Raw genomic sequence first — 25,303 nt, forward strand, 5'->3', positions numbered from 1 at the left:
ACTGGTCGATCAGCCGATTGGCGTGTTACCTCACACCGCCCAGGAACTTCGCATGGTGCCGGAAGAGAACCTCGACGCTCTGTATCCCGCCCAGCGAGCACACTCCGCCGGGTCGACGCCGGAGTACAGCCAGAAGGAAATGCGCGCGTGCCGAAGGTCGGGCCGCTCGGCCGGCCCCACGGCCAACGCGGCCACCACCTCCGGCGCCCAGCCGCCGACTCCTTGCCGGCGGTCGACCTGCCGAACGGCTGCGACACCGCCCACCGGGCGGCGTACGAGACGGCTGGATGGATCGGTGGAACCTGGCCTCCTTCCTGGCGCATGCTGCCGACAGCGACGTGCTGTCCGTCGTCGTGGCAAGGCGCCGAGTCAGCCGTTCTGCGTCTGCGCATCGACCCCCCTGCTCTCCGCCTTCGCTTCGCGCCGACCGCGCCCAGAGGCGCCCGGACTTCCTGCCCGTGCCCTCCGTCCCGGCGACCGACCTCGCCACCACGGCCGACCGGCCCGCCCGGAGGCCGCGCATTCGTCGCCGAGGTGACGGACATCCGGGTGTGAACCCCGTCGGATTGTCAATGATTGTCGATGTAACGACAAGAATGACCCCTGCCTATAGGCTCTGACAATCTGTCACCGACAAGCCCATGGGGGTCTCGTGACACAACGCCCGCTCGCCGGATCATTCAGAGGGTTACGCCGTATCGCGGTCCTCACCGTACTTGCCCTGACCGTCCCACTGACGGCCACCACCGCCGAGGCACACAGCGGCGTGGAGGCCGCCCCGGGCAATCCCGTCATCGCCTGGAACATCCACGCCCAGACCGCCATCTACGACACCGCCAAGCAGTCGCCCACCACCAGCACCCGCAGCTTCGCCATCGTGCAGGGCGCCGTGTACGACGCGGTCAACGCCGTCGCCGGCCGTCCGTACGAGCCCCTGGTCAGCGCGCCCCGCAGCCGCCCCGGGGACTCCACCGCCGCGGCGGTGGCCGCGGCCGCCCACGACACGCTGCTGTGGCTCTTCCCCGGGCAGGCCGAGTCGCTGAACGCCCGGTACGACGAGGCGCTGGCCGCGATCCCCGACGGCCGCGCCGAGGACGGCGGGGTGGCCGTCGGCAGGGCCGCCGCCGCGGCGATGACCGAGAGCCGCCGTGACGACGGCTTCGACCCCACCGCGCCGTGGACCGTCGGCACCGAGCCGGGCGAATACCGGCTCACCCCGCCCGGCTACGTCGGCGTCGGCGCCTGGGTGCCGAACCTGAAGCCGTTCGTCGTCCCCGACGCCGGCGCCTACCGGGTCAAGCCCCCGCCGGCCCTGACCGGCGCCGCTTGGGCCCGCGACCTGAACGAGACCAAGAGCCTCGGCGCGGCCACCAGCACCGTCCGCACCGAGGACCAGACCGAGGCGGCGATCTGGTGGGACGATCCCCGGATGGTCGAATGGTCGATCACCCGGCAACTCGCCGGCGAGCACCGCCTCAGCAGCCTCCGGACGGCCCGGCTGCTCGCCATGGTGTACGTGGCCTCCGCCGACACCCTGATCGCCTGCTACAAGGCCAAGGCGCACTGGAACTTCTGGCGCCCAGTGACGGCCATTCCGCTCGCCGGCACCGACGGCAACGCGGCCACCGATCCCGACCCGGACTGGACGCCGCTGCGGGTCACCGCCCCGTCGCCGGAGTACCCGTCGGGCCACGCCTGCTTCACCACGGCGGTCATGACGGCCCTGGGGTCGTTCTTCGGCCGTGACGACCTCACGTTCGCCGCGTACAGCCCCGCCTCCGGCACGACCCGCCACTACGACAGCCTTCAGGCGGCGACAGCCGAACTCCTGCAGGCGCGAATCTGGGCCGGCGTGCATTACCGCTTCGCCTCCGAGCACGGGCACCGGCTCGGGCTGGCGGTCACCCTCGACGTCCTGAACCGCGCCTTCCAGCGGCGCTGACGCGGCCGTCCCTTCCACCACCGTCGGGAGGACGGCTCAGGACAGCACCGACACCGGCGCCCTGGCCCGTCGCCGTATCCGGTCATGCCGCCTGGTTGTTGCGGGCAGGGTGCGACACTGAGCATCCAACGGAGTTCCTCTTGCGACAGAAGGATCTTGGTCGATCTCCTGTCTATGGGGAACTCCGTTGCCGCGTGGGGCTTTCGCGGGACAGCCACCCAAATTGGGGCGGAGTTCACAGAGCTAGAGCCCTTACAGACTCGCTCCCCAACCCCCGCCACCTGCGGTAACACGCTAAGTAACCGGCATTGCTGCTCACGGACCTCTTGGGCGATCTCGCCGACACTGGCCCCAACACCGAACCTCACGAACAACTGGCCATCGCAGACCGCATCCTGCGCGAAGCCGCACACCTACTCACCGCGCACTACCGTGCTTGGAACGGAGCCGGAAAGTGGTTGCCCAGGACGGACATCTAGCCCTGGCCGGGCACGCTGACCCGGGACCGTTGGCAGCCTCAGTCAGCCATGCGCTGGACCTCACAGGCAGCCCCCTCCGCGAGGGTTATGTCAACCGCCGTCGCGAGCCCTGCCGGCGCTCCACAAACATCAAGGGTGTGCCGGGCGCCGGTCAGAGCTCCGCGCCATTCGCTCAGCTGAACAGCCTGCTCAGTAGGCCTTCGTCTGCGTCTTCGTCAGGACTTTCTGCGGCCGGAGTCTCGCGTTGGTCGGAAATGCCCCCGATTCGATTCACGCCGTGCTCAGGCAACGAGCTCGGCATTTCATGTCCGACCTGCTCTGGCTGGTCATTCCCGGAAGCGGATTGAACGATGCTGCCGCTGTTCTCTTCGTCCTCGGCAGTGGCTGGGCCAATGCTGCCGAGGACTGCTGCGGCAGCCATGGCGGTTACGGTCAGGAGCGTGCGGATGCGCATGTGGGGCGTTCTCCGTTCGAGCGCGGAACATTGGATAGGCCCATAACATCATCAATTGTGAAATAAAAGCCCACTGCACCCATCTGTGGGCGAGGCGTCCCATAAAGCAAGTGGACCGCGGCGGGGGAGTGCCGGCCGCTGTGCTCGCGCTGGGGTGCTGCGCCATCCGGTGGGGTCAACTCGTGGTGAAGGCTGCGGCAGCGATGGCCGCCTCCCACGGGATAGGGTTCCTGGCTCATGACCTGGGTAGCCAGGTTCATGAACGGGACGATGCCGGTGCGTTCTTCGGTGCGGCCGAACACCTTCGCGGCGTGGACGTCGTAGGCGGCGAGGTAGGCCAGGGCACCGCCGGGTCCGTAGGAGTGATTGACGCGCATCGCCCTGGCCGTACCGGGGCGAGGGTGGGGTGGCAGCGGCACCGGGCCTGGATGGAGGTCTTCTCGTCCGCGCTGATCACGTACTCGTCATCGCCGAGTTGTTCGCCCTGCCAGGTGCGGGCGTACAGGTCCAGCACCCAGGCGGCCTTCAGCCGGAAGCCGCGGCTGGTGATGAAGATCCAGGAGCGGTGCTGCCAGGGCTTGAGCGCGTCCTGGGCGGCCAGCGACGCACGGTCGACGCCGACATGAACGGGGCGATGCCCCGCCGGGCGGCCTAGCGGGCCAGTTCCGGGCACGACCAGCGTGAGAGCGGTACTTCACTCTGGGCAGGCAGGCAGGCAGGCAGGCAGGCAGGCAGGCAGGCAGGCAGGCAGCCGGCAGGCCGGCGCCTTGACCTCGGCGGCCGGCAGCGGTGTGAACGAGGCGGGACAGCCCCAGCGTTGACGGTCTTTGAGCCCGGGCAGGCCCGCCTGGGCGAACCGGCCACGCCAGCGGCGCACGGCGTCCACATGCAGCCCCGTCTCCCGGGGCGATGCATGCGTTGGAGCGTCCACGCGCGGCGTGCAGCACCACCTGTGCACGCACCCGCACCCGCAGCCGGTGCTCGGTCTTGTTGCCGTAGGCCATCTTCTTCAACCGCACGCGTTCGGCGGCACTCGGGGCTGTCGGACAGGAGGTGCGGACGGGCATGGCGGGCGAACCGATCGGCTGAAGTGGATCATTGGTACCCCGCAGCCTGCCCCGCCCGTCACCGCCCCGGCCCCCGCAATTGACCGGTGCAGGAGGCCACTTGGACAGGGAAAACGCAACTTCGACATGGCCCGCAAAGGCAGCTACCTTCACCTGGTCTTCGGCGATCGCCCACGGTCGCGCAGGAGTTCCTTCAGGCTGAGCCACCCGCGACGGGATGAGTTGGTCATGCCCCACGAACCCTCGCCCCCATGCGTCAGCCACCGAACCGGGTCCACGCCAGGCAGCCCCAACCAGGGAGAGACGCATGCCCCATCTTGCTCTGTACACATTCGGCGTCCTGAAGTCACCTCTCGCCGATCCCGCACCTCTCACGCGCGAGTTCTACGACATTGGTGAGGCCGTCTACCGGAAGATCAGTCAGCACCCCGGATACCTCGCGCATGCTGAAGCGGCAGACGGTGACCGGGGCATGCTCTTCGAGGCGGACTGGGGTGCATGGGGAGAGTTCGCCGTACCGACCTGGTACGGCAAGGGCCGTACGGTGGAAACCACCGCCCTGGCCGCGACACTCTCACTCTGGACCGACCTGCGCCCCGCCTTCGACGCCATCTACACCGGTCTGCACCGTGAGGCGCTGAACAGGCGTTACGACTGGTTCGAGAGGACAGGACACCCGAATTACGTGTTCTGGTGGGTCTCCGACGGCGCGATCCCCACCTGGCAGGACGGGGTTTCCAGGCTGGAACACCTTCACGACCACGGCTCCGCGCCGCACGCTTTCACCTTCCACCACTCATTCGCCCCGGACGGAACTCCGACCAGGATCAAAGGCATCGGGCCGAAGAGCGACCAGGTTCGCTGACAAGGACGCCTGAACGACTGGGTTCGCTGTCAGACGCCGCGATTGAATGACGGCGAACAGATGCGTCTGCGCTAACGGCGGATCCGCCAGTACCTGGGGCTTCGCCCTCTACATCACTGACCCCAGCATCTGACCCCGCACCACACACAACACAGGCTCCACAGTCACCCCCCGAAGGCTTTACGGAGCCGACCACTAAGCGCCGGACTCCGCCCACGCCTTGCAGTGGTTGCGGTTGCCGGGCAGCGGCTGGCCGGCCACGACGACGAGACGGGTGTCGGCGTCGATGACGGCCTGGTGGTTGGTGGAGAAGCGGTAGTTCTTTCGCTGCTCGGCCATCGGGCGGTCACGGGTGGGCACGGGGGTGCCGTCGACGATGGGCACGGTGTCCTTCGCGAACCGGTTGCGCGGCTGGAGCGCGAGCTTGGGGCCTAGGTGATCGATGATGCGGTCGGCAGCCGACTTGGAGACGCCGCAGAGCGGGGCGAGCTGGCGCAGTGTCAAGTTGGTGCGCCAGCAAGCGGGGACGAGCAGAACCGGGTTCTCTCAGGGCAGGCTCCACGGACGTCCGCGCCGTGGCTTCTCCGCGGTCTCGCGGCGCGCCAGGGTCACCAACTTGCGGGAGCAGCGCGGGCTCAGCCCGGCGAACGGGGCTGTCCAGGACGGCTCCGACGCCGTGATCACACCAGTCTCGTCAAGATCATCTGAGTCGTGACCAGGCAACCCTTAGGGTATGCGGCATGACACTGCAACTTGTTCAGGTGAACTTCAAGGCCCGGGACGACTCGGCGCTCGGCCAGTTCTGGGCGGAGGTGCTCGGCTGGGGTGTTTCCAGCGAAGGGCCCGGAGTCACCAACCTGGAACCCGTGGGTTTCGACTGGCCGGACCCGTCCGCTGTCTGCGTCGATCTCGTCCGCGTCCCGGACCCGGAGACGGTGAAGTACCGCGTGCACATCGAGCTCGCCACCACTTCCGACGCCCATCAGACGGAGCTGGTCGCACGTCTGAAAGACCTCGGGGCGGCGCCCGTCGACGTGGGCCAGGGCGACGTGCCGTGGACGGTGATGGCCGACCCGGAAGGCAACGTGTTCAGCGTCCTGGAGCCCCGAGAGCTCTACCGGGACGCCGGGCCGATAGCCGCCGTGGTCGTCGACTGCGCCGACCCCCGGGCCATGGTCCGGTTCTGGGGCGAGGCGATCGACTGGACCGTGCACGAGCTGACCGACGACCGCGCCCTGCTGCGCTCCGTCAAGGGCGTCGGGCCGTACCTGGAGTTCCGCCGCACGCCGGACGACAAGGTTGTAGGGAACCGCATCCATCTCGACGTGATGTCCGACCCTGTCGAGGATCAGGCGAAGGAGGTCGCCCGGCTCGAAGGTCTCGGCGCGACACGGGCCGATGTGGGTCAGGGTGACGTCTCCTGGGTCGTCCTGGCCGACCCGGAGGGCAACGAGTTCTGCGTCCTCGGTCGGGGCTGACGCGGAGCTGCGTCTGCTGCCTCGCGGTGGTGCTTCAGTGCGCCCCGCCGGTGGGACGGAGTGCTGCCACTGCGGACCCTGCCCATTGGCTACTGGGTGACCAACCTGCCCGCCACTGCCGACCTGGTGCGCTGGGCCAAGGTCCGCTGGCGCATCGAGCGCGACTGCCGCGAACTCAAACACGGGTTGGGGCCTGGACCACTGCTGGACCGGCGCCTGCACCACCTGCCGCCGCCTACTCCGGCCCTCCCATCAGCGCGAACGAGCAAGACACCCTCACACCTGACGGAGCTCTACTGGCCGCCCGGTTCAGAAGGCGTGCGCCATCAGCTCCGCGAACAGTGCGTGCTCGTCGGCCTCGAGGCCCCGTGAGCGGAACCAGCCGCAGATGTTGGCGCAGTCGCGCTGGAGGTAGTTCGTCCCGTTGAGGTTGCCGACTAGGTCGACGATCTGTGGCAGGTCGATGATGACGAGCCGCTCGCCCGCTGCGAGGATGTTGTACGCCGAGAGGTCGCCGTGCACGAGGCCGTTCTGCACCATCGTCGCGAGTGCATCGGTGAGCTGCTCGAAGTACGCCGCCAGCAGCTCGGGTGAGGGCCGGGTCTGGGCGAGCCGGGGCGCGGTCGCGACGGTGCCGTCCTGGTCGGCGATGGTGATCCACTCCATCAGGATCTCGGTGCCGTCGATCTGGACCGGGTAGGGAACCGGCAGCCCGAGGTTCCAGAGCCGCACCAGGGCACCCCACTCGGACACCGCCCACTCGCCGGCCGCGACCTGCCGGCCGAAGGTGCTCTTGCGTTTGAGGGCCCGCTGGTCACGTGAGCGCTTCATCGAGCGGCCCTCGGTGTAGGACGCGGAGCGGTGGAAGGTCCGGTGCTCGGGAGAGCGGTACCGCTTGGCCGCCATGACCACGCGGGCGGCGGGGTCGAGCAGGTCGGCGCGTTCGACGAGGTGGACGTCGGCTTCCTTGCCGGTCTTGAGGACGCCGAGCTCGGTGTCGATCGCGCCCTGTGTGGTCACCACCCAGTCAGGGAGCGGCTCGGGGCCTCGGCAGAGGGGTTCGACGCTGCGCCAGGTCGACCAGCGCTGGCCGTCCTCGAGGTCGCCGTAGGCATGGAAGTCGAAGACGAACCGGTCGTCGATGTCGCCGAGGTCGTCCGGCGGCGGGACGTGGCGGTAGGGGCCGGTGATGAAGTCGTCAGGAAATGCCGGGTGCTGAGTGTGCTGCGAGAGATCGTGGTGAGACATCGCTGGAGGTGCTCCATGAGGTGAGAGGGAGGCGGTCTGCGGGCAGGCCCAGGACAGTCGTGGTCACGGTCGTGCCTCCTCTCGTGGAGCACCGGGCAGCTCCCGGTGTCTCGCCCATGGTGAGGGGCGGACACGGGGAGCGGCAACCGAATAAAGTCGGCCCGCATCGAGCGGCCCCGGCGGTGCCGTGGGTTTCCGGCGTGATCCTCCGTACCGGGTTCGTCCCGGTCCTGCCTGGGCTGACGTTGGCGGGTCGTTGCCCAAGGGCACCTCGGCCATCGAGGAGCCACAGGGCATGCCCGCTGCGCAATCGGGGCTCCCGCCACACCGTGTCGTGCTGAAAGGAACAACAGCACTTTCACCGTGATGAGGGACGTGTGCCTGCCGAGTCACCAACGCCTGCGGCATGGCACCTCATCGGCCCAAGCGCCAGGCCGAGTTGCCGCAGCACCGCACTTCCGAGGGCAGACCACAAAGAACAAGCTAAGAGGTCCTAACAGAAGCCGTTGATCATGTGACTTTCGGCTTGGGTTCTCGTTGGTCTGGTCGTGGGAACACGACAGTCTCGGCCGTGGATCGTGTCGGATGAACTGTGGTCGCTGATGGAGCCGTTGCTGCCCGAGCCGGGTCCGAAGCTGGTGGAGGGCAGGCCGCGGATACCGGACCGGCAGGCGTTGTGCGGGATTCTGTTCGTGCTGCACACCGGCATCCAGTGGGAGTACCTGCCCCAGGAGCTGGGCTTCGGTTCCGGCATGACGTGCTGGCGGCGCCTGGCCGCGTGGAACGAGGCCGGCGTGTGGGACGAGTTGCATCTGGTGCTGCTGAAGAAGCTGCGGGCGGCGAACAAGCTGGACTGGTCGCGGGCGGTGATCGACTCCTCCCATGTGCGGGCGGCCCGGCGGGGCCCAAAAGCGGGCCCAGTCCGGTCGACCGCGCGCGGCCGGGCAGCAAGCACCACGTCCTCACCGACGGCCAGGGCATCCCGCTCGCGGTGTCGCTGACCGGCGGAAACCGCAACGACGTCACGCAGTTACTGCCGCTGCTGGACAAGGTTCCGGCCGTGGCCGGCGCCGTCGGCAGGCCCAGACGCCGACCCGATGCGCTCCTCGCAGACCGGGGCTACGACCACGACAAGTACCGCCGCCTGCTGTGGGCCCGCGGTATCCGTCCGGTCATCGCCGAACGAGGCCAGAAACACGGCAGCGGCCTGGGCACCTTCCGGTATGTGGTCGAGCGCACGATCGCCTGGCTGCACGGCTTCCGCCGCCTGCGGATTCGCTGGGAACGACGCGACGACATCCACGAGGCCTTCCTCGGCCTCGCCACCTGCATCATCACCCACCGCCACGTACAACGGCTTTGTTAGGACCTCTAAGAGGCTGTTGTCTTTCCAATCCTGAGCGGCGTCCCTCGAACGGGAATCCCGAGCAGGTGATCGCCGCTGGCTACCCCCGTTCCCGCACCCGCGGGGAGGTCGCCGGCGGCGGCCAGAATGCGCGTGGAGGCGCCTCAGGGGCGTTTGAGCGGGGCGTGGCGGCCCTGCTCTAGTACAAAACAGCCTGGCAGCCGGGGAGTTGTCCGGTTCGTCAACGGCGAGATCCGTCAGCGTGCCGTTGTCGTTGGTGACGTGTGGGGCGGAACCACGGCGGGTGGCGTGCCGGGCCGCCATGCGGCGATCGCCTCAGGGCAAGGCTGTTCACTTCTCGTTCGATTTTTGTTGGGGTGTCTGCCGTTACTGTCTGATGTGCACTCAGATCGACGATCATAAGACGACGAGAGCCATTATCCGTGGTTTCCGAATACGGGAGAAACACGTGAAGGTACTTCGCCTGCCGTTCGTCCTCGCCGTTGCGTTGGCGGCCCTGTTGGGCACTCTCGCGTCGCCGGCTTCGGCCGTAGAGCGCACCTGCTACGGGAAAACGGGAGACTTCAACGACCAGCCTCTTCTGCTGGTGGACTGGAACAGAGGCGTAAGCGAATGCTTCGGCGTCGCGCCGTCCGGCAGCATTTGGCACACATGGCAAACTGCCAACACATGGTACGAGATGCCGGGCAACGGCCGTGCCTGGTATGCCGCGTCTGGCTATGACATCTACGACGGCATTTTCCCGGAGACATCTCAGAATATTGGAAAGGCCGTAAAAGTCGTCTCCTCGACGAGTAATTCTTACTGCAATTATCTTGACTACGCAACCAACACCTGGGGTGGCTGGTATCAGGTCCCCTCTTCCAGCACCTGCACGAGCGCACCCAACTACGGATATGCAGCTCCGAGTTGGCTCCTGCAGTAGGGCGTAGCCGCGCTCCACAGAACAGTTGCCTCGCGAGAGACAGCTGTCCTGCGGTACGTGATCAGGACCAGCCTTGTCCGCGCAACTCCAACAGAGCGGTACAGCCGTCGTCACGCAGGCCCCGGATTCACCAGGAGCGTCCAGGGACAGGCCAGGGTCTTCGGGTCGCTTCTGAGCGCTAAGAAGCCGTATCTCGACTGATCATGGAATGTGCGGTTCGAACAGGTTTCCCGGCGGGGTGATCTTCCCGTTGTCGACGCATGAGGACAGGGCCTCTCGGTAGCTCGGGGGATGCGAATCTGACCGAGCAGTGCCGGGAGGCCCTGGTGTCATTGTTGTATGCGTCCCAGCCTGTTCAGTTCAACTCGGCTGCTCCATCGTGTGATTGCCTTGCGCATGTGTAGGGGAACGCGGTCGACCATCCGGACCGGCAACGCCGGTCTCCCTCGGACATGTCGGACAGCAAAACGCTCCAGGGCAGGGGCGGCCGGCCCGAGGGCTACTGCCATCGGCAGATGCTGGACGCGATCCGTTACCTGGTCGCGGGCGGGATCTCCTGGCGGGCGATGCCCGTGGACTTCCTTGATTGGGGCCGGGTTTCCGCCTTCTTCCACCGTCGGCGCGAGCACGAGATGATCAGCGACACGACCGGCTGTGCGGTCGGGTACGTGAGCGGGAGGGCCGTGAGGCGGAGCCTACGGCGGCCATCATCGACGCCCAGTCGGTGAAGGCCGCCGCGACAGTGTCGGTCGCCTCACGCGGCTACGACGGCAGAAAGAGAGTGGGCGGCCACAAGCGGCACATCGTGACCGACTGCCTCGGCCTGCTGCTGGTCGTCGCGGTGACCGCTGCCAACGTCGGGGATGGGGAGGCTGCGGTGGGTAGCGAACCTTGAGCGTGTGCTATCAAAGGTGAATTTCTGCGAAACGAGTTGACGCCTTCCCTATTGGTCCTGGGCTGAGACAGGATACGTCGCATGGATCAGGGGCTGGCCGCTGTTCTTGGCGCTACGGGGGGTGTCGTAGGAACGCTGGGAACTGCGGTCTTCGCGTACGCGGCGGCTCGCATGCAGACCCGTGACGCCGGGATGGTCGAACACGGGCACTGGCTACGCGAGAAGAGACTTGCCGCCTGTAGCGCCTTTCTAGAGACCTTGACGCAAGTTGAGGATCGCGTGCACTCCGACTGGAGCGGCCTGCGCTTTCCTAAGAGCCATGAGCAAGACAAGTACCCAGAGTTGCTACTTGAAAAGTTGACGGCAAGCGCACTGCTCTGTACTGAGCAGGCCAATCTGCTGGAGCAGGCGCGGGCTGGCCTGATCCAATTCGGTCCGACTCGGCTGGTGGAAATATCCAGCAAGGTCGTGTTGGCCTTGCGGTCCGTTGGGTTCGAGACGGACCGAAGGAAGCGCTTCGAAGGTGAGGGGCGCTTGGCGGAGGAAGATGCGAGGTGGTGGGAGGCCGGGAAAGCCTTCAGGGCCGCGGTCCGAGACGTTATGGAGTCACCTCCGAGGCGCCGGCGCGCCTGGGGACGCAGAGCGCAGTGAAGGCAGCGACGCTCGTCCTTGGGTGGCACAAGCCAGAGGCCCCCGACTCGACGTGGCAGGAGGCCGATGCTTCAATCGAACATATGATCGACAAGTCTACGGGCCCGTCGCGTCTCCGCGCGATCCTGGCACACCTCGATCAGCAGCTCGCCACCAACGAGACCGTCGCGATGTACCTCTGCCTCCAGAGGGAGGCCGTACAGCATGGCTCTGACGTCGTTGAACGGGTTCTGGCAGTGATCACGGGGAGCTGTCATGGTCGGTGTAGCGTGTTCGATTCCCGTGTCTGAGCCGGGGTGCGCCGTGCGATGGTGGGTGATGGATGGGTTTTCGGGCCGTGTCGTGTCTGTCAGGGATGGTCGGGGTTGCCGGCGAGGGATCCGCCTATCGAGAAGGGCAGTGCCTTTTGGTCTTTGCTCAGTGAGCGTCGTATGGCGTTGACCAACTGCACCTGTGCTTGGGCGGGTGCTCTACTGGCCTGGGTGAACTCTTCCTGGCTCAATGGATTGTGCAACGGGTCGCGTGCCGGGTCGCGCGCCACCTGGTCCAGGAATGCTCCGATGGCCTTGCCGAAGTTGTCGATCTCCGCCGCGACGGCGGCGGGGGCGACCAGGCTGGCACGGGTCAGGGTCGCGCTCCACTCGCTCCAGTCGTAGTCCCAGCCCTGTCGGCCGGCGTGGGCGCGGCTGATGGTCATCGTGAACTTGGCGTAGTGGCTGATCAGTTCCTGGTAGGCGATCAGTTGCTTGTCCCGCAGCCACTGACGGTCCTGGGCCCGGTGGGCGACGATGCCCCCGACCAGGACCCCGATCGTGGCGGCCAGCGCCCCGGCGGCCGTTGTCACCAGTGTGTCCAGCAGTGCCACCCCAGGCCCCGCATTCCCCGTTGCTCGAACATCGGCGGCTCGAACCTACTGGTGACCAGCCTCCGGTGACAATGCCCGACCTGCGCTGGCGCAGGCCGCTGTCGCGGCGGGTCACGCGAGCAGGATCATCTTCCGTAACAGGTCGAATTCGGCGCGCCCGTACAGCTGCCTCTTGATCCTCTTTGATGCGGTTCACGGCGTCCTCGGTGCCGCCCGAGCTCCAGCGGAGGGTGAGCCCGGCGGTGATGGCGTCGAGATCATTGGTGAGGCCGCGGGCGAAGCCGGTCAGGCCGGGCAGGTCCGCCGTGAGGGTCTTGTCGGGCCGGGCGGGCAGGAGGACGCCGGTCTGCTGGGTGAGCATGTCACCGAAGTCACGGATGAGTTGGTGCGCGGTGGCCGGCTCGGGGCAGGTGTCCAGGACCGTTTTGAGCTGCCGGTGTTCGTCCTCGGTGAGCGAGCCTGGCCGGCGTGTGAGCCAGCCGGTGACCTGCCGCGCGGTCGGCGGGGGCGGTTGTGGGGTCCGGCGGGGCTGGTGCAGGCGGTGCCGCGCCCAGTCGCGCAGCGTGGAGTGGCTGCCCTGCCAGCCGCGTTCGGCGAGTTCGCGGTGCAGGGCGGTGAGCGAGATGCGGCCGCGGGTCTCGGTGATGCGTCGGGAGAGGTAGGTGTGGTGGACTCCAGCTCGTCGGTATTCACAGGCGACAGCCTCCTGGCATTCCGGCCTCCATACTGCCGATTTGCTGGCCCCCTTCCCGGTGTGACCGGCTCTCCCGGCCTCTGAGTACTACGGAGCCTCCGCCCTGCCGCACGGCCATCAGCCGGCGATGGGCCTGCCCCGGCCGGACTGGAGGCCCGGTCCAGGGGCGACCGCAGGCAGTTTCCCCGTTCACCACGGAATCGATCGACGGGTGAGGTGTCCAGCTCTACCCCGGCAGCATTGCCGCACCTACGCCGCAGATCTTCGGCGCGGCCTCCCCGCCGATCAGTGGAGTCGGCTTCGGAGTCGACCACCAAGGATCGGCGGTCGTGCACGGCGTCCGGCCCGCATCCGCCAGGTTGGAGCCGGTGTCGTAATTACGGGGCGTCAGGCACTGGTTCCTCGCGTACGCAGCCATCAGGCTTTGGCTCCGACCATGGTCCGCCGGACAGGCCTTAGCCCGCTGCCCCCTGGGAAGCGCTCCCGTCGAGTGACCGGCGCGTAAAAGCCGTGTGCCGGTCCTCGGACTGCTGTAGTCGTCAACTGCCCTCGGATGTTGGGGTGTTGAGTGGTCATTCGATGCCAACGCAAGAGGGAATGACAGTGAAGCGCATCGCAATTGCAGCATCCGTCGCCGCCCTCGCGGCCCTGCCCCTGGCGGGCGCCGCTCACGCGGCTGACAACCAACCGACCGCCGAGCAACCCGTCGCACCCAAGGTGAGCACGCAGAGCGTGCTGGACTGCAACACCGGCGTCGCCGGGCTCGACGGCTCGGCCGCCTGCCGCAACAACACCGATCAGCCCGTCTCCTTCGCCGTGCAGGTCGTATGCGGCTGGGCACCGGATGTGACCGGCAACTGGGTCACCCTGAATCCCGGTGCGACCGGAACGTCCACCGGTACGTGCCCCTCGTACTCGTCCGGCGCGGGCAGCGCAAGCTGGATCGAGCAATAGCGCCGAGTGCGCACCTCAAACAGGGGCCCGGTCGCAAGCACCGTTGGTAGAAGCTGGGCCTCTGCTGGACGCTGGTCTTCATCACCTGGCTGTGGTGGTGAAGACCGGCGTTCGGTTTGGGGGTGGTGTCGGCGGGCCTTGCCGATCTCGTCGGATGCATTGAGGACGTGGCGGGCCAGCGCACCCGCTGCTATCTGTTCGCCTTCCGGCTGGCCTATTCCGGCAAGGCCGTGCACCGCATCTCTCGCTCCTGTGGTCAGCAGGCGTTTTTCGAAGGACATGTCCACGCGCTGAACACGCTGGGCGGAGTGCCGGCCGGTCAGGTCCGCTACGACAACCTCACCCCGGCGGTGAAGAAGGTGATCTTCCGCAGCCGCTCGCGGGAGGAGAACCCGCGCTGGGGCAACTTCCATGAGTACTACGGATTCACCCCGTTCTACTGCGAGCCGGGACTGCGCGGCGCCCACGAGAAGGGCGGCGTCGAAGGCCAGGTCGGCTACTTCCGCCGCAACTACCTCACCCCGGTGCCTTCTCTGAACTGCCGAGACGAGGTCATCTTCGGAGTCCGTTGCCTGCGTATCGCAGCACTTGCATGATCGATTTCAGCCCGCATCGTGCTTCTGCCTCTCTAGACTGCTGCCACTTGGCAGCGTGGAGGGCGGGGTTCGTTCATGTCCACTGGAACCATCGAGTTCTACTGCGAGTACCCGTGCAGACAACACGGCAATTCCCGAGGTAGCGGAGAGCCCGGAGAGAGTGACTTCTACGTCGATGTGCGGGAAATCGAAGCTAACGCACGTGGTGACGGCTGGACGGCCAGGGGCGAGGGGGTTAGCTATTGTCCCCTCTGCGGGGCCGCGGTCCGGATGATCACCCACAGGGTTCCTTTGGAGCTTCAAGGGCTGCCCTGCTCCCGGTGCCACGAGACCGTTGATTACCGAGTCGAGCTTCAGTGCGTCACCACCGATGCCCGGCGGTTCACCTTCACAGCATCTGTTATGTGCCCGGCTTGCAGCCGAAAGTCTGTCTTTCGGAAATTGATCGAGAGTCTGATTCGAGTCAGACGGATTCAAGTAGGTCCAACCGGCATCGAACTTGAACTTGAGAATGGCCAGTCAGCTGAGTAGCTCGCATCGAGCGCCTCGCTGGCCAGCGCGGGCTGGCTCTAGTTCTTAAGGAATCTCAATGACCTGTCAAGCCCCAGGGGACGCGGTGGAGTTACTGAGCTTGAACTCATGAAGTCGTTGGGGTGAGGGATAGTCCGGTTCCGGCGAGGCATCCGTCGATGAGGTAGGGGCGGTACTGGATCTTCCTCATCCCCTGCCGGATGGTCTGGATGAGGTGCTCGGGGGTGGTGAAGGCGGTGTTGGACAGCCAGCCTCGCCGCAGCAGCGACCAGATGCCCTCTACCGGGTTGAGATCGGGCGCGTAGGAGGGCAGCTGGTAGACGGTCAGCCAGTCCTGTCGAGCGATGAACTGCCGCATGCCGTAAGCGAGATGGACGTTGAGGTTGTCCCAGACGAGGACGATCGGGCCGCCGAGCTGGGTGTGGGCGGTGATGAGCAGGTCGCGGTAGTCGGTCCAGGCGAAGCTCTTGCGTCCGTCGCGCCGGCCGTCGTCGCGGCGGGGCCGGTAGATCAGCCGGGAGCGTTCGCCCGGCTTGTAGCAGGTCAGTGCGGCGATCGAGATGCGGCGGCGGGAGCGGCCCCGGACCCGGATCACGGGCGTCTTCCCGCGCCTGGCCCACGTGCGGGCAATCGGCGGCGTCATCGAGAAACCGGACTCGTTCTCGAAGACGATCCACGCGTCGAGCGCCGCCGCGGTCCTTCCACCTGCGGCCAGGTCTCCTTCACCCAGCCGGTGACCTGCTCCTCGTCGCGTTCGACGGCCCGTCTGGCCGGCACCTGGCAGGAGTAGCCGTGCCGGATCAGCAGCTTGCGCACCCCCTGCAGGGTGTAGCTCTTGTGGAAGCGACGGCCGATCACGGTCTTGACCCGGGACAGTGTCCATCGCTGGTCCGGCCAGCCGTGCGCGACCGGCCCCTTCGCCAACTCCGCCTCCAGCTGGGCGAACTGGGCCTCGCTCAACCGGGGCAGAGAAGCAGATCCCGCGGACCGCAGGGCCCGCGGACCGCCCTTGCCCCATAGCCTGCGCCACCGCTGAATGGACCGGACGCTGACCCGTAACTCCTTCGCGATCGCCGAACTCGGCTCACCCGTGGCGAACCGCTCGGCGGCCACCATGCGGATGCCCTCGCGGAACTGCCGGCGCTCGTCCGACAGTCCGCCGCCCTGCGCGTACCTCATGACAACGGCGTACCGCGAGGATCAAGGCCTGTCAGCGGCTACGACAACCCGAGTTCAAGCTCAGTAGCCGCTTGCAGGGGCGGTCGGCAGCGCGAGTACGTAGGGGCGGTGGTCGCGGAGCATCGCCCAGAGCACGTCGACGCGGCGACGGGCGAGAGCGAGGACAGCTTGGACGTGGCGCAGGCCCTCGGCCCGTTTGCGCAGGTAGAAGTCTCTGGACGGGCCGGGATACATCATGGCGCTCTGAGCGGAGAGGTAGAAGACCCAGCGCAGACGGCGGTCGTAGCGTTTGGGCCTGTGCAGGTTGCCGGTCCGGCGGCCCGAGTCGCGTGGCACCGGGGCCAGGCCAGCGTGGGCGGCCAGGCGGCCGGCGCCGCGATAGGACGAGAGGTCCCCGGTGATGGCAACGAACTCAGCGCCGAGGATGGGGCCCATGCCGGGTAGCGACTCGATGATCTCCGCACGGTCGTCCGTGCGGAACAAGTCCCGGATCTCCTTGTCGTTGGCCGTGATCCGCTCGTCGAGTGCGAGCAGCTGGTGCGCCAGCTCTCCCAGGAGGACTGCGGCGCGGGCCTCACCCGGCAGGGCGGTGTGCTGCTGTTCGGCTGCCTTCACGGCCTTCTCCGCCAGCCGCTGGGCACTGCGGACCTTCCGCCGCTGAAGCCAGGTGGCCAGGCGCTTGACGCCGGTGCGGCGAAGAGCTGCCGGGGTCTGGTAGTGCGTCAGCAAGATGACTGCGCCCCTGGAGCGGGCGTAGTCGAAGGCTTTCTCCAGGGCGGGACTGATGCCGCACAGCATGTCGCGCATCCGGTTCACCAGCCGGACGCGGTCCGCGATCAGGTCGCGCCGGTGGGCGGTCAGCAGGCGGAGGGTGCAGACCTGTTCGCACGGGATGCTGATGGCGGTGAAGTCCCGGCGGACGCGGGCCATGTCCGCGATGATCAGGGCGTCCTTCGCATCGGTCTTGCCCTCGCCGCGGTAGCCCTCAGCGGCCCGGCTCACGCTCCGGCCCGGGACGTAAGTGATGTGCTGGCCGTGCGCGGAGAGCTTCGCAGGCGGTGGCGATGAGTTTGAGAATCTCTGTCTCGTCGTTGGGGATCTTCCGCGAGAAGACGGCCTCACCGGCCGAGTTGATCGCTACGGCCCAGTGGTGGCCTTTGCCGACGTCGATGCCGACCCATAAGTGTTCGTTCCGGGTGTTCACTGCTGTGGCTCTGTTCCTTGCTGACCAGCCTTTCGTGGTCCGTAGAACACTCCGCAGCAGGCCCTTAACCAGCGATGACCGCAGATCTCAATCAGCAACACAGAGCGTCCCGGAGGACCAGGTGGCCATTCAACGAAAGCCACAACAACGGCAGTCTGGCATCAGCCATGCCTGGTCCTCCCGGACCGTTGTCATTGTCCAGCAGTTTGGTATCAGCCGTGCCTGGTCCCCCCGAACCACTGCTGATTCTTAAGGGTCTGGCATGAGTGGGTTGGAAGGGCAACGGGCCGTGCTGGCAGCCAAGTTCGGGGCGGTTCTGCCGCACCTGGACGAGCGGCAGCGCCGCCTGGTGGTAGGGGCGGAGGCCCAGTCCCTCGGCCACGGCGGGATCAGAGCGGTCGCCCGTGCCGCCGGTGTCCGTGAGGGCACTGTGACTGCCGGAGTGCGGGAACTCAGCTCAAGAGAGGCCCCGTTGGGACGCATCCGCCGGCCCGGCGGTGGCGCAAACACGTCGCCGACCTGAACCCAGCTGTCCGGGAGGCTCTCCTCGCATTGGTCGAGCCCGACGTCCGCGGAGATCCCATGTCGCCGCTGCGCTGGACCATCAAATCCACTCGCAAGCTCGCCGAACAGCCGACCAGGCAGGGCCACCGAATCTGCGCAGAAACGGTGGGCGACCTTCTGCGCGAGGAGGGCTTCAGTGTGCAGAGCAACGCCAGGACCCTCGAAGGCAAGCAGCACCCCGACCGGGACGCACAGTTCCACTACCTCAACGAGCAGACCCGCGACCATCAGGACTGCGAGGCGGGTCGACACCCACGACTTCCCCGATCGCGAGCTGGGCAGCTGGTCGGCCCGTTCAAGAACAACCGCCGTGAATATGCCCTCGCGTGCAAGCGACCTCATCACCGCGAGGACGTCGCCCACCGGTACCGGATGTCATGCGGGCCGGGAGTCCCAGAATCGGTTGAGTACCTCCGCGCCCCGATCAGGATCCTGGAGCATCCAGTAGTGGGTGAGGTTGTCCAGTTCCGCTGCCTGTGCTCCTATTCGCGTGGCCATATCCAAGTCCATCGCGGGCTGCGCCATCGGATCGCCGGTCGGGATCAGGACGAGCCCCGGCGCGGGAGCGGGGCGGTCGAAGTCCTTGCCCCAGTCGGTGTGGAAGTTGGGCCAGGCCGAGCGGTAGAGCGTCAGGATGGCCTTGCTCATCTCCTCGTCGTGGGCGGTGTCGACTTCTGCCGCCAGTTCGGCGCTCATCCCCCGGGGGCGGAGGAAGTCGCCGAAGCTGGGGCTGCCGGGGGTCTGGGTGCGCAGCGACGCGAGCAGCTCCTCGCCCTCCGGGGTCTTCTGGAAGAGGGCGGCCGCCTCGTGCCACTGATAGTCGGGGTGCCAGCCGTGTGCGACGTCGGACACCCAGCTGCGTACCGGAACGTCGTAGGCGGAGACGATCCGCATCACCAGATGCGCGCCCCAGTCGTGGCCCACGAGATCGACGGGCTCACCGAGGGCGCGCAGCTCGTTCGCAAGCCAGACGGCGTACGCCTCCTTGCCGTCCAGGTGGGCCGGGCGAGGGCTGCCGAATCCGGGCAGCCGCAGGGCCGTGGCGGGGCGGTCGATCCGTACCCGGAGGTCGTCCCAGACGGAGGGCGTCTCCGGTACTCCATGGATGAACACAACGGTCATGACCGCTCCTGACACAGTGAATTGGATTGGTTATCCACTTCACCGTAGCACCCACCTGATAGGTTATCCACATAGGTGTGCGAAGGAGGGATCATGAGGTCGGATGCCGCACGCAACAGGCAGAGGATCTTCGATGAGGCTCGCGGCGCCGTCATCGGCGGGGAGACTGCGCTCACCCTCAACGAGCTCGCGCGCAGGGCGGGCGTGGGGGTCGGGACGGTCTATCGGGTCTTCCCCACGCAGCGGGCCATGCGGGAGTCCGTCCTGGAAGAGGCGGTCCGAGAGCTCATCGATGCCGCGACCGTAGCTGGCGGATATCCCGATCCCGCCAAGGCACTCATTGACTTCCTCCGCACGGCACTCCTGACCGCCCTGGCGCGACCGGGCCTCACCGACGTTCTGATCACCGGGTCCGACGAGACGGACTCTCTGCACCGGGCCAAGGGAGAGCTGGTCGAAGTCACCTCCCACCTGCTCGCACGCATCCGCCCTGCCCCTGCCCTCACCGGCGAAAACCTGCTCAAGCTCCTGTGCGGCCTGATCCACGCCGTCAGCGAGCACCCGGCGGAGCGGCAGGGGGCCGCGATCGACAACTACCTGGACATCCTCCGGGCCGGCCTCGCACCCACCCTCTGACGACCGGGGCTCTGGGTGCGGGCTGGGCCCGAACTCGGACGTTGGGCCGGAGGCTGCATCGTGCCGCTCGTCGTGCAGCCCACCTTGATGTGGACGCGAAGGCGCTTCGGAGCACGGCTGGCTTATCGGATGCCCGCCAGTCGCCGGTTGCCGCTCGGGCGCACGGACCGTTGGCACACGCGCCCGAGCGGGGAAGATGGCGACTGTTCGTGAACACTGGCCAGCGCGACCGTCAGATGTGAGAGCCCGCTGCCGTGTCGCGTCCGTCCGGAACCGTGTCGCGGTCAGGCGTCTTCGCCGATCATTTCGATCAGCTCGATGGCCGGCCCATGGGCCAGGCCGTCCAGGTACACGAAGCGTGTCCGCCCTGCGATCGATGCCTCGAAGGTGACCGGAGCCCCTTCTCCCGTCGCTCGCAGCGATTCGAGGTGCTGGTCGATGCTTCCCACCACGTAGGCGAGGTGGTGGACGCCTTCGCCGTGGAGGTCGAGGAACTCCGTGTACGGCGAGCGGCCACCGAGCGGCTGGATCAGTTCGATCTCCGAAGATCCCGTCCTGATGAAGCCGTAGCGGGCAGAGGAGCCGACCTCTTCCCCGTGAAGTCTGGCCGTGGGAAATTCCAGATCCGTTATCTGCTCTGTGTCGACCCCCCACCGTTTCTCGTAATCGGCGACGGCACGGTCGAAGTCTTCCACGACGATGCCGACGTGAAAGAGAGGCGGAAGGCTGATGGGCACGGGGCTCTCCCTTGGTTTGATGAACTGAGCTGTTTCCGACCTGTCGTTCGCGCTGGTCGGTGGGCTTTCGGTGGCGGGACGGCGGGGGCTGGGCTGTGCCGCCTGGCACCTGGCACCTGTGGTGATGCTGGGCCCGCGGGGTCCCGCCCACCGGCCTGGCCGGGGCCCCGCGGCATGGTCGTCGGCCGCGCTGCGTGGGGGGAACTGTGCTCCGCCCTGTGAGCCAACGCGACGAGGATGTCCAGCGGTGTGGCGTCCTCAGCGCCGCGCACGGGCCGGGGGCACCGAGAACGTGGCTGGGCCGGGCTTCAATTTCGCCGCGTTGATCTGCATGAAGGTGTCGAGCCACGGCGCTCGGTCGCCACCGGTGGCGATGTCTTCAGCCGGGTTGTCCAGGGACAGATGGAGACGGGCGTTACTGATCCGGATCTTTTGCTTGGAGGGGGTGTCGAGCCAATCGCCGGTCCGCACCGAGCCGATCTCCACGGCGAGGCGGTGGCCTGCCCGCAGGGTCCAGTCGGTCGACTTCAGGCCGATGTCCGGCCGGTCCCGGTCCAGCCGGGAGACTCGCTCGTCGAATGCGACAGCGTTGCCGTCCTCGTCCACGTCGTACAGCTTGACCATCACGTTGCCCTCACCCTTGGCCATCATGGTGACCCGGGGCGTGCCGGTGACCCGCGTGGCCGTCTCAAGAGGCCCGGACCAGACGATGAAGCTCCCGGCGTCACGACCGGCTTCCTGTTCCGGGGGAGTCGGCTGCGAACCCGCTCCGCTGTCCACGTACGAGCCATTGCCGAGACGGACGTTCGCGGAGCGGTTCGCTGTGGGCCAGGCCTTCTCCGCGCGCCAGTTGCCGAGGTTGTCCTGGACGGCGTAGTTCGGGAACTGGCTCTTCAGGTCGATGCCCTTGAGGTGTTCGTCGAAGAAGGACAGTGTCTCCTTGAACCAGGTCGCGCGGCCCATCGCGAGCTTCCCGTCCTGCGTGCGCTCATTGCCGCGTACGTGGTCCCAGGGGCCGACCCAGGCCCGCTGCGGGCCGCGGTGATTGTCGAGGAACTCCTCCATCCCCACGGGCAGGGTGTTGGTCTCGGCGGTGCCTTGAGTGAACAGAAGCGGAGTGGCGGTGCCCTTCGCGTTCCTGGCCGGGCTGCGGTCCTTCCAGTACGGGTCGTCCGGGTCACCGATCGAGGGGCCGAAGGAGTTGAGCACCAGGCACTCGGGGTGCTTCTTCTCGTACGCGGCGTTGGTCCGGTACCGCTTGTCCTCGTCCGGCAACTGAGCCAGGCCCGCAATGCGGTTGTAGCTGGTGGGCAGTTGGACGCTGTTCGGACGCGGCACGCCGTAGGAATGGAGCTGCTGATACAGATCCCAGATGGGCTCCTGGGCGACGACGGCTTTCAGCGCGTCGTGTTTCACGTTGTTGCCGAGGAGACCGGTGTAGGCGTCGAGGGACTTTCCGTACATTCCCACCGCTCCGGTGGACCAGGGCTGTCTCGCGATCCAGTCGATCGCGGCCTTGACGTCGGCCTGGTCTCCTGGCCCGCCGAGGTCGAGACATCCGGTGGAGCCGCCGAAGCCACGGGTGTCCACCATGACGAAGGCGTACCCCTCGTCGAACAGGTCGGTCCCCTCGATGAGGTCCCGGAAGCGCTCCGAGGGGCCGGCGTGCTCCTCCTCGACCTCCATCGCCCCCGAGTGGCCGAAGTACGCGCCGGCCGACAAGATGACAGGCACCTTCGCGCCCGCGGGGAGCTTCTCCGGAAGCAGAACATCGGCGTGCAGCTCCGTCTTGGAGCCGTCTGAGGAGGGGAAGTAGTGCTGGGTCCAGCGCGCCCCTTCCGGCACCCGCTCGTTCTCCTCGTGCGTGATCGATTCGGTAGCGGTGGCGACTGTCGTCTCTTCTGTTCGGCCGCCGTCGGTTGCCTGGTCCGGCGCGGCGACGGCTGCCCCTATGAGGCCGCAGGTCAGGGCGCAGGCCGTGAGCAGGGCTGCGGCGGTGGCGGCTGGTCGTTTCCTCATGCGGTACTCCGGAGCTCGCGTGTGGGGGACTCGGAAGGGGGGCGCCCGCTGTGCAGGCCGGCCTTGCACTGCGAGCGGCAAAGGCCACCGCACGGCGGGGCCCTTCTGTCACTTAGTGACAGAGTCGACGGTGTCACTAAGTGACGGACATTGCAAGTGGGTGCGTTCGGGTGTGGATCAAGGTGGGCGCAGGCCGAGGCTGCGCGCACCGAAGGCGCGCGCACTAGCTGGCTTGTAGCGTCACTTAATGTCAATATGGCACTGAGTGAGCGCGATGGTGAAAGGGTGGCGAAAAGATGGCCGACGACGTGGTATCGACCGAACGCAGCCGTGGCGGGATGAGTGAGCAGCGCCGCCGTCGTGTACGTCTCGAGATCTCGCGGGAGGCGGCACGCCTGTTCTGGGCGCAGGGCGTCGACGGCACGAGCGGTGACCAGATCGCGGAGGCGGTGGGCCTGTCGACCCGCACCATCTGGCGTCATTTCCGTAGCAAGGAGAGCTGCGCGGAGCCGATCGTTGCGCAGAGCGTGGAGTGGGAACTGGCCACTCTGCGCAGTTGGCCGCTGCACCGCTCTTTGGAGGAGCACTTCGCCACGGAGGCGAAGCGGTTGGTCAGCGAGATCAGCCCTTCGGAGCAGGCCGATGCCGGGCTGGGCGTCAAGATGATTCGATTGGCCGAGACCGAACCGGCCCTGCGCACGGCCTGGCTGATGGCCTGCGACCAGGTGGAACACGAACTGGCCGCGGTCATCGCGACTCGCCTCGGACTCAAGCCCGACGACCTACAGGTACGTCTGCACGCCGCGGCCGCCGCTGCCGCCCTGCGAGTCATCAACGAGTACGTCGGAGCCGGCCTTCTGGACGGCACCGATCCGCGGAAGCTCGGTGACGAGAGTTTCGCTTTCATCGCGGACGCTGTCCGCACGGCCACCGGGGGCGCCGTGGGCGACCCGGTCCAGGTCGACGAGGCGCCCGCCGCGCCGGACGAGGGCGCCGCCGATCGACAGGAGTAAGCGGTGCCCCCTGAGCGGCACACTCCGATGGGCTCACCCACGGAGGCAGGAGGGGACACGGTCGTTGCTGCACGCACTGTCTACGCCGCTCAACCGCCGATCTCTCAGGGCACGTCAACGCCGTAGTGCCCATGTGAACTCTGTGGTCCAGGGCGCCATTTCGGCCAGTCCGACGAAGACCCCAGCTCTCCATCCCGGATACAGCGGCCGGTGGCGCCTGACCCTGCCCGGCGCCCTGGACCCGGGGAGCGCTTCTCTCCTGGCGACGAACAGGACCTTCGACAAGCCCTACCTTCCCAGTTCAGAGGCGCTCCCCGGCTATCTGATCACCCGTCGGACGGCCCCCTTTGGTGAAAGCCCGAGGTCAACGTGGTCAATGTCCGACGACCCGATGCCGTTCTCCGGCGGGATCGCCGGCATCCCCGGATGCTCCGGTTCCGCGCCTCACACGGGCCTGGAACCGGCGTCGTCACTCCCGCTGGGGAGCGGCGTGGCGGCGAAGACGGAGTCCGGGTCGACCGCAGATTTCACGGCGAGCAAACGCTCGGTGTTCGGCCCGTAGGACTCCGCGACCTGGTCGGGAGTCTCCGGCCCCAGGAAGTTCACGTAGCCACCCGGCAACGAGAACGGCTCAAGCGCCGCGTGCAACGCTTCCAGCCAGTGCAGGTGCGGGGACCTACCATCGCCGGCTCCTGCGTTGCCCTTGCTTTCGCCCTCCCACAATGAGATCAGCTCGACCATCAGGTGCGGTTCGCGTCGGCCGAAAGCTGTCGAGCCGAGGGGCAGACGGGCGGCGGCACCATGGAACTGATGCCACACGATCGCGGAGAACGGTGAGGTGAACTCCTGGGCAGCCCGGTCCAGGACGGTCGCGATGGAGCCGGAGATACTCTGGACGGTGCGCGTGCGAATCGCGCCCATCCGCCCCGGTGGGAACATGGTGTCCGTCGCGGCCAACGCCGCGGAACGGGCGGCCGGTCCAATCTCGGCCAGCACGGGTGTACCGAGTCTGGCCAGGGCACGCACCGGCCCGTTCTCGGCGTTCCCCACCTCGATGTCCCCCGACCAGGTCGGCGCGACGTACACCGTCGGCTTCCCGTCCGGGCCGGGAAGGAACCCCACGTCAACCGTCAGCTCATCCGGACAGTCCTGAAGGATCCCACCGAGGTCGGCGAGAATGTCGGCGCTCTGGACGATCGGGTACAAGATGGTGCCCGACACGACTGTCGGCACGGGGTGCAGACGGATCCGCGCCGAGGTCACGACACCGAAGTTGCCGCCGCCGCCCCGCAACGCCCAGAAGAGGTCCGGATGATGGTCGGCGTCGGTGTTCACTCGTGAACCGTCGGCCAGGACGACTTCGGCGCCGAGCAGGTTGTCGGCCGCGAGCCCGAACTGCCCGATCAGGGGGCCGTATCCGCCGCCGAGCGTGAGGCCAACCATGCCGACGGCGCCTGCTGTTCCGGTGACCGCCGTCAGGCCCGCCCGCTCGGCAGCGGATACGACGTCGGACGAGAGTGCCCCGCCACCCACCGTCGCGAAACGGCGGCCGATGTCGACCTGAACTCCTCGCATGTCAGTCAGATCGAGAACCAGTCCGCCGGGACGGAACGCCCGCCCCCAGAAGTCATGCCCTCCGCCGCGTACCGAGATCGGCACCCCATGGGTGCGAGACGCGCGTATCGCGGCCTGCACGTCAGCGGTGGTCGCGCACCGCACGACGACAGCAGGACGGACATCGACCGCTGCGTTGAACAACGCCACTGCTTTTGCGTACTCCGGTCCGTTGGTGAGCACACGGCCCGCAGGGATTCTGGAC

22 protein-coding genes and 3 pseudogenes are annotated in these 25,303 nt (G+C 67.2%); 13 read left to right on the forward strand and 12 right to left on the reverse strand.

Translation table 11 applies throughout. The features are described 5' to 3' along the window. The first annotated feature begins 652 nt into the window (after positions 1–652). Positions 653–1,942, forward strand: a complete 1,290-nt coding sequence (locus KCH87_RS50515; protein WP_210590671.1) for a vanadium-dependent haloperoxidase — start codon at positions 653–655, stop codon at positions 1,940–1,942. Positions 1,943–2,593: 651 nt separating this feature from the next. On the opposite strand, the gene KCH87_RS32640 is transcribed toward KCH87_RS50515, so the two are convergent. Both KCH87_RS32640 and KCH87_RS49480 read right to left on the reverse strand, forming a co-directional pair. Next, a complete protein-coding gene (locus KCH87_RS32640; protein WP_210590674.1) occupies positions 2,594–2,875 on the reverse strand; it encodes a hypothetical protein in 282 nt (93 codons plus the stop codon). Positions 2,876–3,131: 256 nt separating this feature from the next. Beyond that, a complete protein-coding gene (locus KCH87_RS49480; protein WP_247197167.1) occupies positions 3,132–3,548 on the reverse strand; it encodes a hypothetical protein in 417 nt (138 codons plus the stop codon). Positions 3,549–4,249: 701 nt separating this feature from the next. Here KCH87_RS49480 and KCH87_RS32650 point away from each other — a divergent pair. Beyond that, positions 4,250–4,807 carry a DUF3291 domain-containing protein gene (locus KCH87_RS32650; RefSeq protein ID WP_210590677.1) on the forward strand — a complete coding sequence of 186 codons (558 nt, stop codon included), beginning with the start codon at positions 4,250–4,252 and terminating at the stop codon, positions 4,805–4,807. Between the two features lie 198 nt (positions 4,808–5,005). Here the strand turns inward: KCH87_RS32650 and KCH87_RS32655 are convergent. Further along, positions 5,006–5,530: pseudogene (locus tag KCH87_RS32655) on the reverse strand (transposase family protein); the annotation flags it as partial. Positions 5,531–5,547: 17 nt separating this feature from the next. On the opposite strand from KCH87_RS32655, the gene KCH87_RS32660 reads away from it, so the two are divergent. Further along, on the forward strand, positions 5,548–6,285 hold the full coding sequence (locus KCH87_RS32660) for a VOC family protein (protein WP_210590680.1): 738 nt from the start codon (positions 5,548–5,550) through the stop codon (positions 6,283–6,285). Between the two features lie 309 nt (positions 6,286–6,594). Here KCH87_RS32660 and KCH87_RS32665 read toward each other — a convergent pair whose 3' ends face one another. Beyond that, positions 6,595–7,533, reverse strand: coding sequence for a serine protein kinase RIO (locus KCH87_RS32665; protein ID WP_210590682.1), 939 nt, complete (start codon positions 7,531–7,533; stop codon positions 6,595–6,597). A 602-nt stretch (positions 7,534–8,135) separates the two neighbouring features. Here KCH87_RS32665 and KCH87_RS32670 point away from each other — a divergent pair. From KCH87_RS32670 to KCH87_RS50520, 4 genes are all read left to right on the forward strand, one after another. Then, positions 8,136–8,899 (forward strand): IS5 family transposase gene (locus tag KCH87_RS32670; RefSeq protein WP_374199073.1). Its coding sequence is split into 2 segments (ribosomal slippage): positions 8,136–8,427 and positions 8,427–8,899, totalling 765 coding nucleotides; the frame shifts between segments, so codons are not numbered across the junction. A gap of 448 nt (positions 8,900–9,347) precedes the next feature. Further along, the gene (locus KCH87_RS32675; RefSeq protein WP_210590683.1) at positions 9,348–9,824 is read left to right on the forward strand and encodes a hypothetical protein; all 477 of its coding nucleotides are present in this window, start codon (positions 9,348–9,350) and stop codon (positions 9,822–9,824) included. A 452-nt stretch (positions 9,825–10,276) separates the two neighbouring features. Continuing rightward, the gene (locus tag KCH87_RS49485) at positions 10,277–10,552 is read left to right on the forward strand and encodes a transposase (RefSeq protein ID WP_247197168.1); all 276 of its coding nucleotides are present in this window, start codon (positions 10,277–10,279) and stop codon (positions 10,550–10,552) included. A 14-nt stretch (positions 10,553–10,566) separates the two neighbouring features. Further along, positions 10,567–10,719 carry a transposase gene (locus KCH87_RS50520; protein ID WP_308298980.1) on the forward strand — a complete coding sequence of 51 codons (153 nt, stop codon included), beginning with the start codon at positions 10,567–10,569 and terminating at the stop codon, positions 10,717–10,719. A 1,000-nt stretch (positions 10,720–11,719) separates the two neighbouring features. On the opposite strand, the gene KCH87_RS32685 is transcribed toward KCH87_RS50520, so the two are convergent. Further along, positions 11,720–12,235, reverse strand: a complete 516-nt coding sequence (locus tag KCH87_RS32685) for a hypothetical protein (RefSeq protein WP_210590685.1) — start codon at positions 12,233–12,235, stop codon at positions 11,720–11,722. A 172-nt stretch (positions 12,236–12,407) separates the two neighbouring features. On the opposite strand from KCH87_RS32685, the gene KCH87_RS32690 reads away from it, so the two are divergent. From KCH87_RS32690 to KCH87_RS32700, 3 genes are all read left to right on the forward strand, one after another. Next, a complete protein-coding gene (locus tag KCH87_RS32690) occupies positions 12,408–13,013 on the forward strand; it encodes a hypothetical protein (protein ID WP_210590687.1) in 606 nt (201 codons plus the stop codon). Between the two features lie 519 nt (positions 13,014–13,532). Then, complete coding sequence (locus tag KCH87_RS32695; RefSeq protein WP_374199064.1) at positions 13,533–13,883, forward strand: hypothetical protein; 351 nt, start codon at positions 13,533–13,535, stop codon at positions 13,881–13,883. A gap of 122 nt (positions 13,884–14,005) precedes the next feature. Then, on the forward strand, positions 14,006–14,479 hold the full coding sequence (locus KCH87_RS32700) for a hypothetical protein (protein ID WP_210590690.1): 474 nt from the start codon (positions 14,006–14,008) through the stop codon (positions 14,477–14,479). Between the two features lie 637 nt (positions 14,480–15,116). On the opposite strand, the gene KCH87_RS32705 is transcribed toward KCH87_RS32700, so the two are convergent. The 3 genes and pseudogenes from KCH87_RS32705 to KCH87_RS32715 all read right to left on the reverse strand — a co-directional run bounded on the left by KCH87_RS32705 (position 15,117) and on the right by KCH87_RS32715 (position 17,393). After that, positions 15,117–15,653 (reverse strand): transposase, encoded by a 537-nt coding sequence (locus KCH87_RS32705; RefSeq protein WP_247197169.1) that lies wholly within the window; start codon positions 15,651–15,653, stop codon positions 15,117–15,119. Then, entirely contained in the window at positions 15,650–16,189 is a 540-nt protein-coding gene (locus KCH87_RS32710) for a winged helix-turn-helix domain-containing protein (RefSeq protein ID WP_210590692.1), read from the reverse strand. Before KCH87_RS32710 ends, KCH87_RS32705 begins: the two co-directional genes overlap by 4 nt. A gap of 60 nt (positions 16,190–16,249) precedes the next feature. Further along, a pseudogene (locus tag KCH87_RS32715) lies at positions 16,250–17,393 on the reverse strand (IS110 family transposase). 262 nt (positions 17,394–17,655) lie between these two features. On the opposite strand from KCH87_RS32715, the pseudogene KCH87_RS49495 reads away from it, so the two are divergent. Then, a pseudogene (locus KCH87_RS49495) lies at positions 17,656–18,272 on the forward strand (ISAzo13 family transposase); the annotation flags it as partial. A gap of 60 nt (positions 18,273–18,332) precedes the next feature. On the opposite strand, the gene KCH87_RS32730 reads toward KCH87_RS49495, so the two are convergent. Next, positions 18,333–19,079 carry an alpha/beta fold hydrolase gene (locus tag KCH87_RS32730; protein WP_210590695.1) on the reverse strand — a complete coding sequence of 249 codons (747 nt, stop codon included), beginning with the start codon at positions 19,077–19,079 and terminating at the stop codon, positions 18,333–18,335. 93 nt (positions 19,080–19,172) lie between these two features. Here KCH87_RS32730 and KCH87_RS32735 point away from each other — a divergent pair, with 93 nt between their 5' ends. Beyond that, positions 19,173–19,715 (forward strand): TetR/AcrR family transcriptional regulator, encoded by a 543-nt coding sequence (locus KCH87_RS32735; RefSeq protein ID WP_143638239.1) that lies wholly within the window; start codon positions 19,173–19,175, stop codon positions 19,713–19,715. Between the two features lie 284 nt (positions 19,716–19,999). Here KCH87_RS32735 and KCH87_RS32740 read toward each other — a convergent pair whose 3' ends face one another. Both KCH87_RS32740 and KCH87_RS32745 read right to left on the reverse strand, forming a co-directional pair. Then, the gene (locus tag KCH87_RS32740; protein ID WP_210590697.1) at positions 20,000–20,452 is read right to left on the reverse strand and encodes a VOC family protein; all 453 of its coding nucleotides are present in this window, start codon (positions 20,450–20,452) and stop codon (positions 20,000–20,002) included. Positions 20,453–20,710: 258 nt separating this feature from the next. Next, complete coding sequence (locus tag KCH87_RS32745; RefSeq protein ID WP_210590700.1) at positions 20,711–22,471, reverse strand: CocE/NonD family hydrolase; 1,761 nt, start codon at positions 22,469–22,471, stop codon at positions 20,711–20,713. Positions 22,472–22,767: 296 nt separating this feature from the next. On the opposite strand from KCH87_RS32745, the gene KCH87_RS32750 reads away from it, so the two are divergent. Beyond that, a complete protein-coding gene (locus KCH87_RS32750) occupies positions 22,768–23,484 on the forward strand; it encodes a TetR/AcrR family transcriptional regulator (RefSeq protein ID WP_143638245.1) in 717 nt (238 codons plus the stop codon). A 444-nt stretch (positions 23,485–23,928) separates the two neighbouring features. On the opposite strand, the gene KCH87_RS32755 is transcribed toward KCH87_RS32750, so the two are convergent. Further along, positions 23,929–25,281: an FAD-binding oxidoreductase gene (locus KCH87_RS32755; protein WP_308298974.1), complete on the reverse strand. Its 1,353-nt coding sequence runs from the start codon at positions 25,279–25,281 to the stop codon at positions 23,929–23,931. Positions 25,282–25,303: the final 22 nt, after the last annotated feature.

Source organism: Streptomyces sp. GESEQ-35 (assembly GCF_017948485.1).
GTDB lineage: Bacteria > Actinomycetota > Actinomycetes > Streptomycetales > Streptomycetaceae > Streptomyces.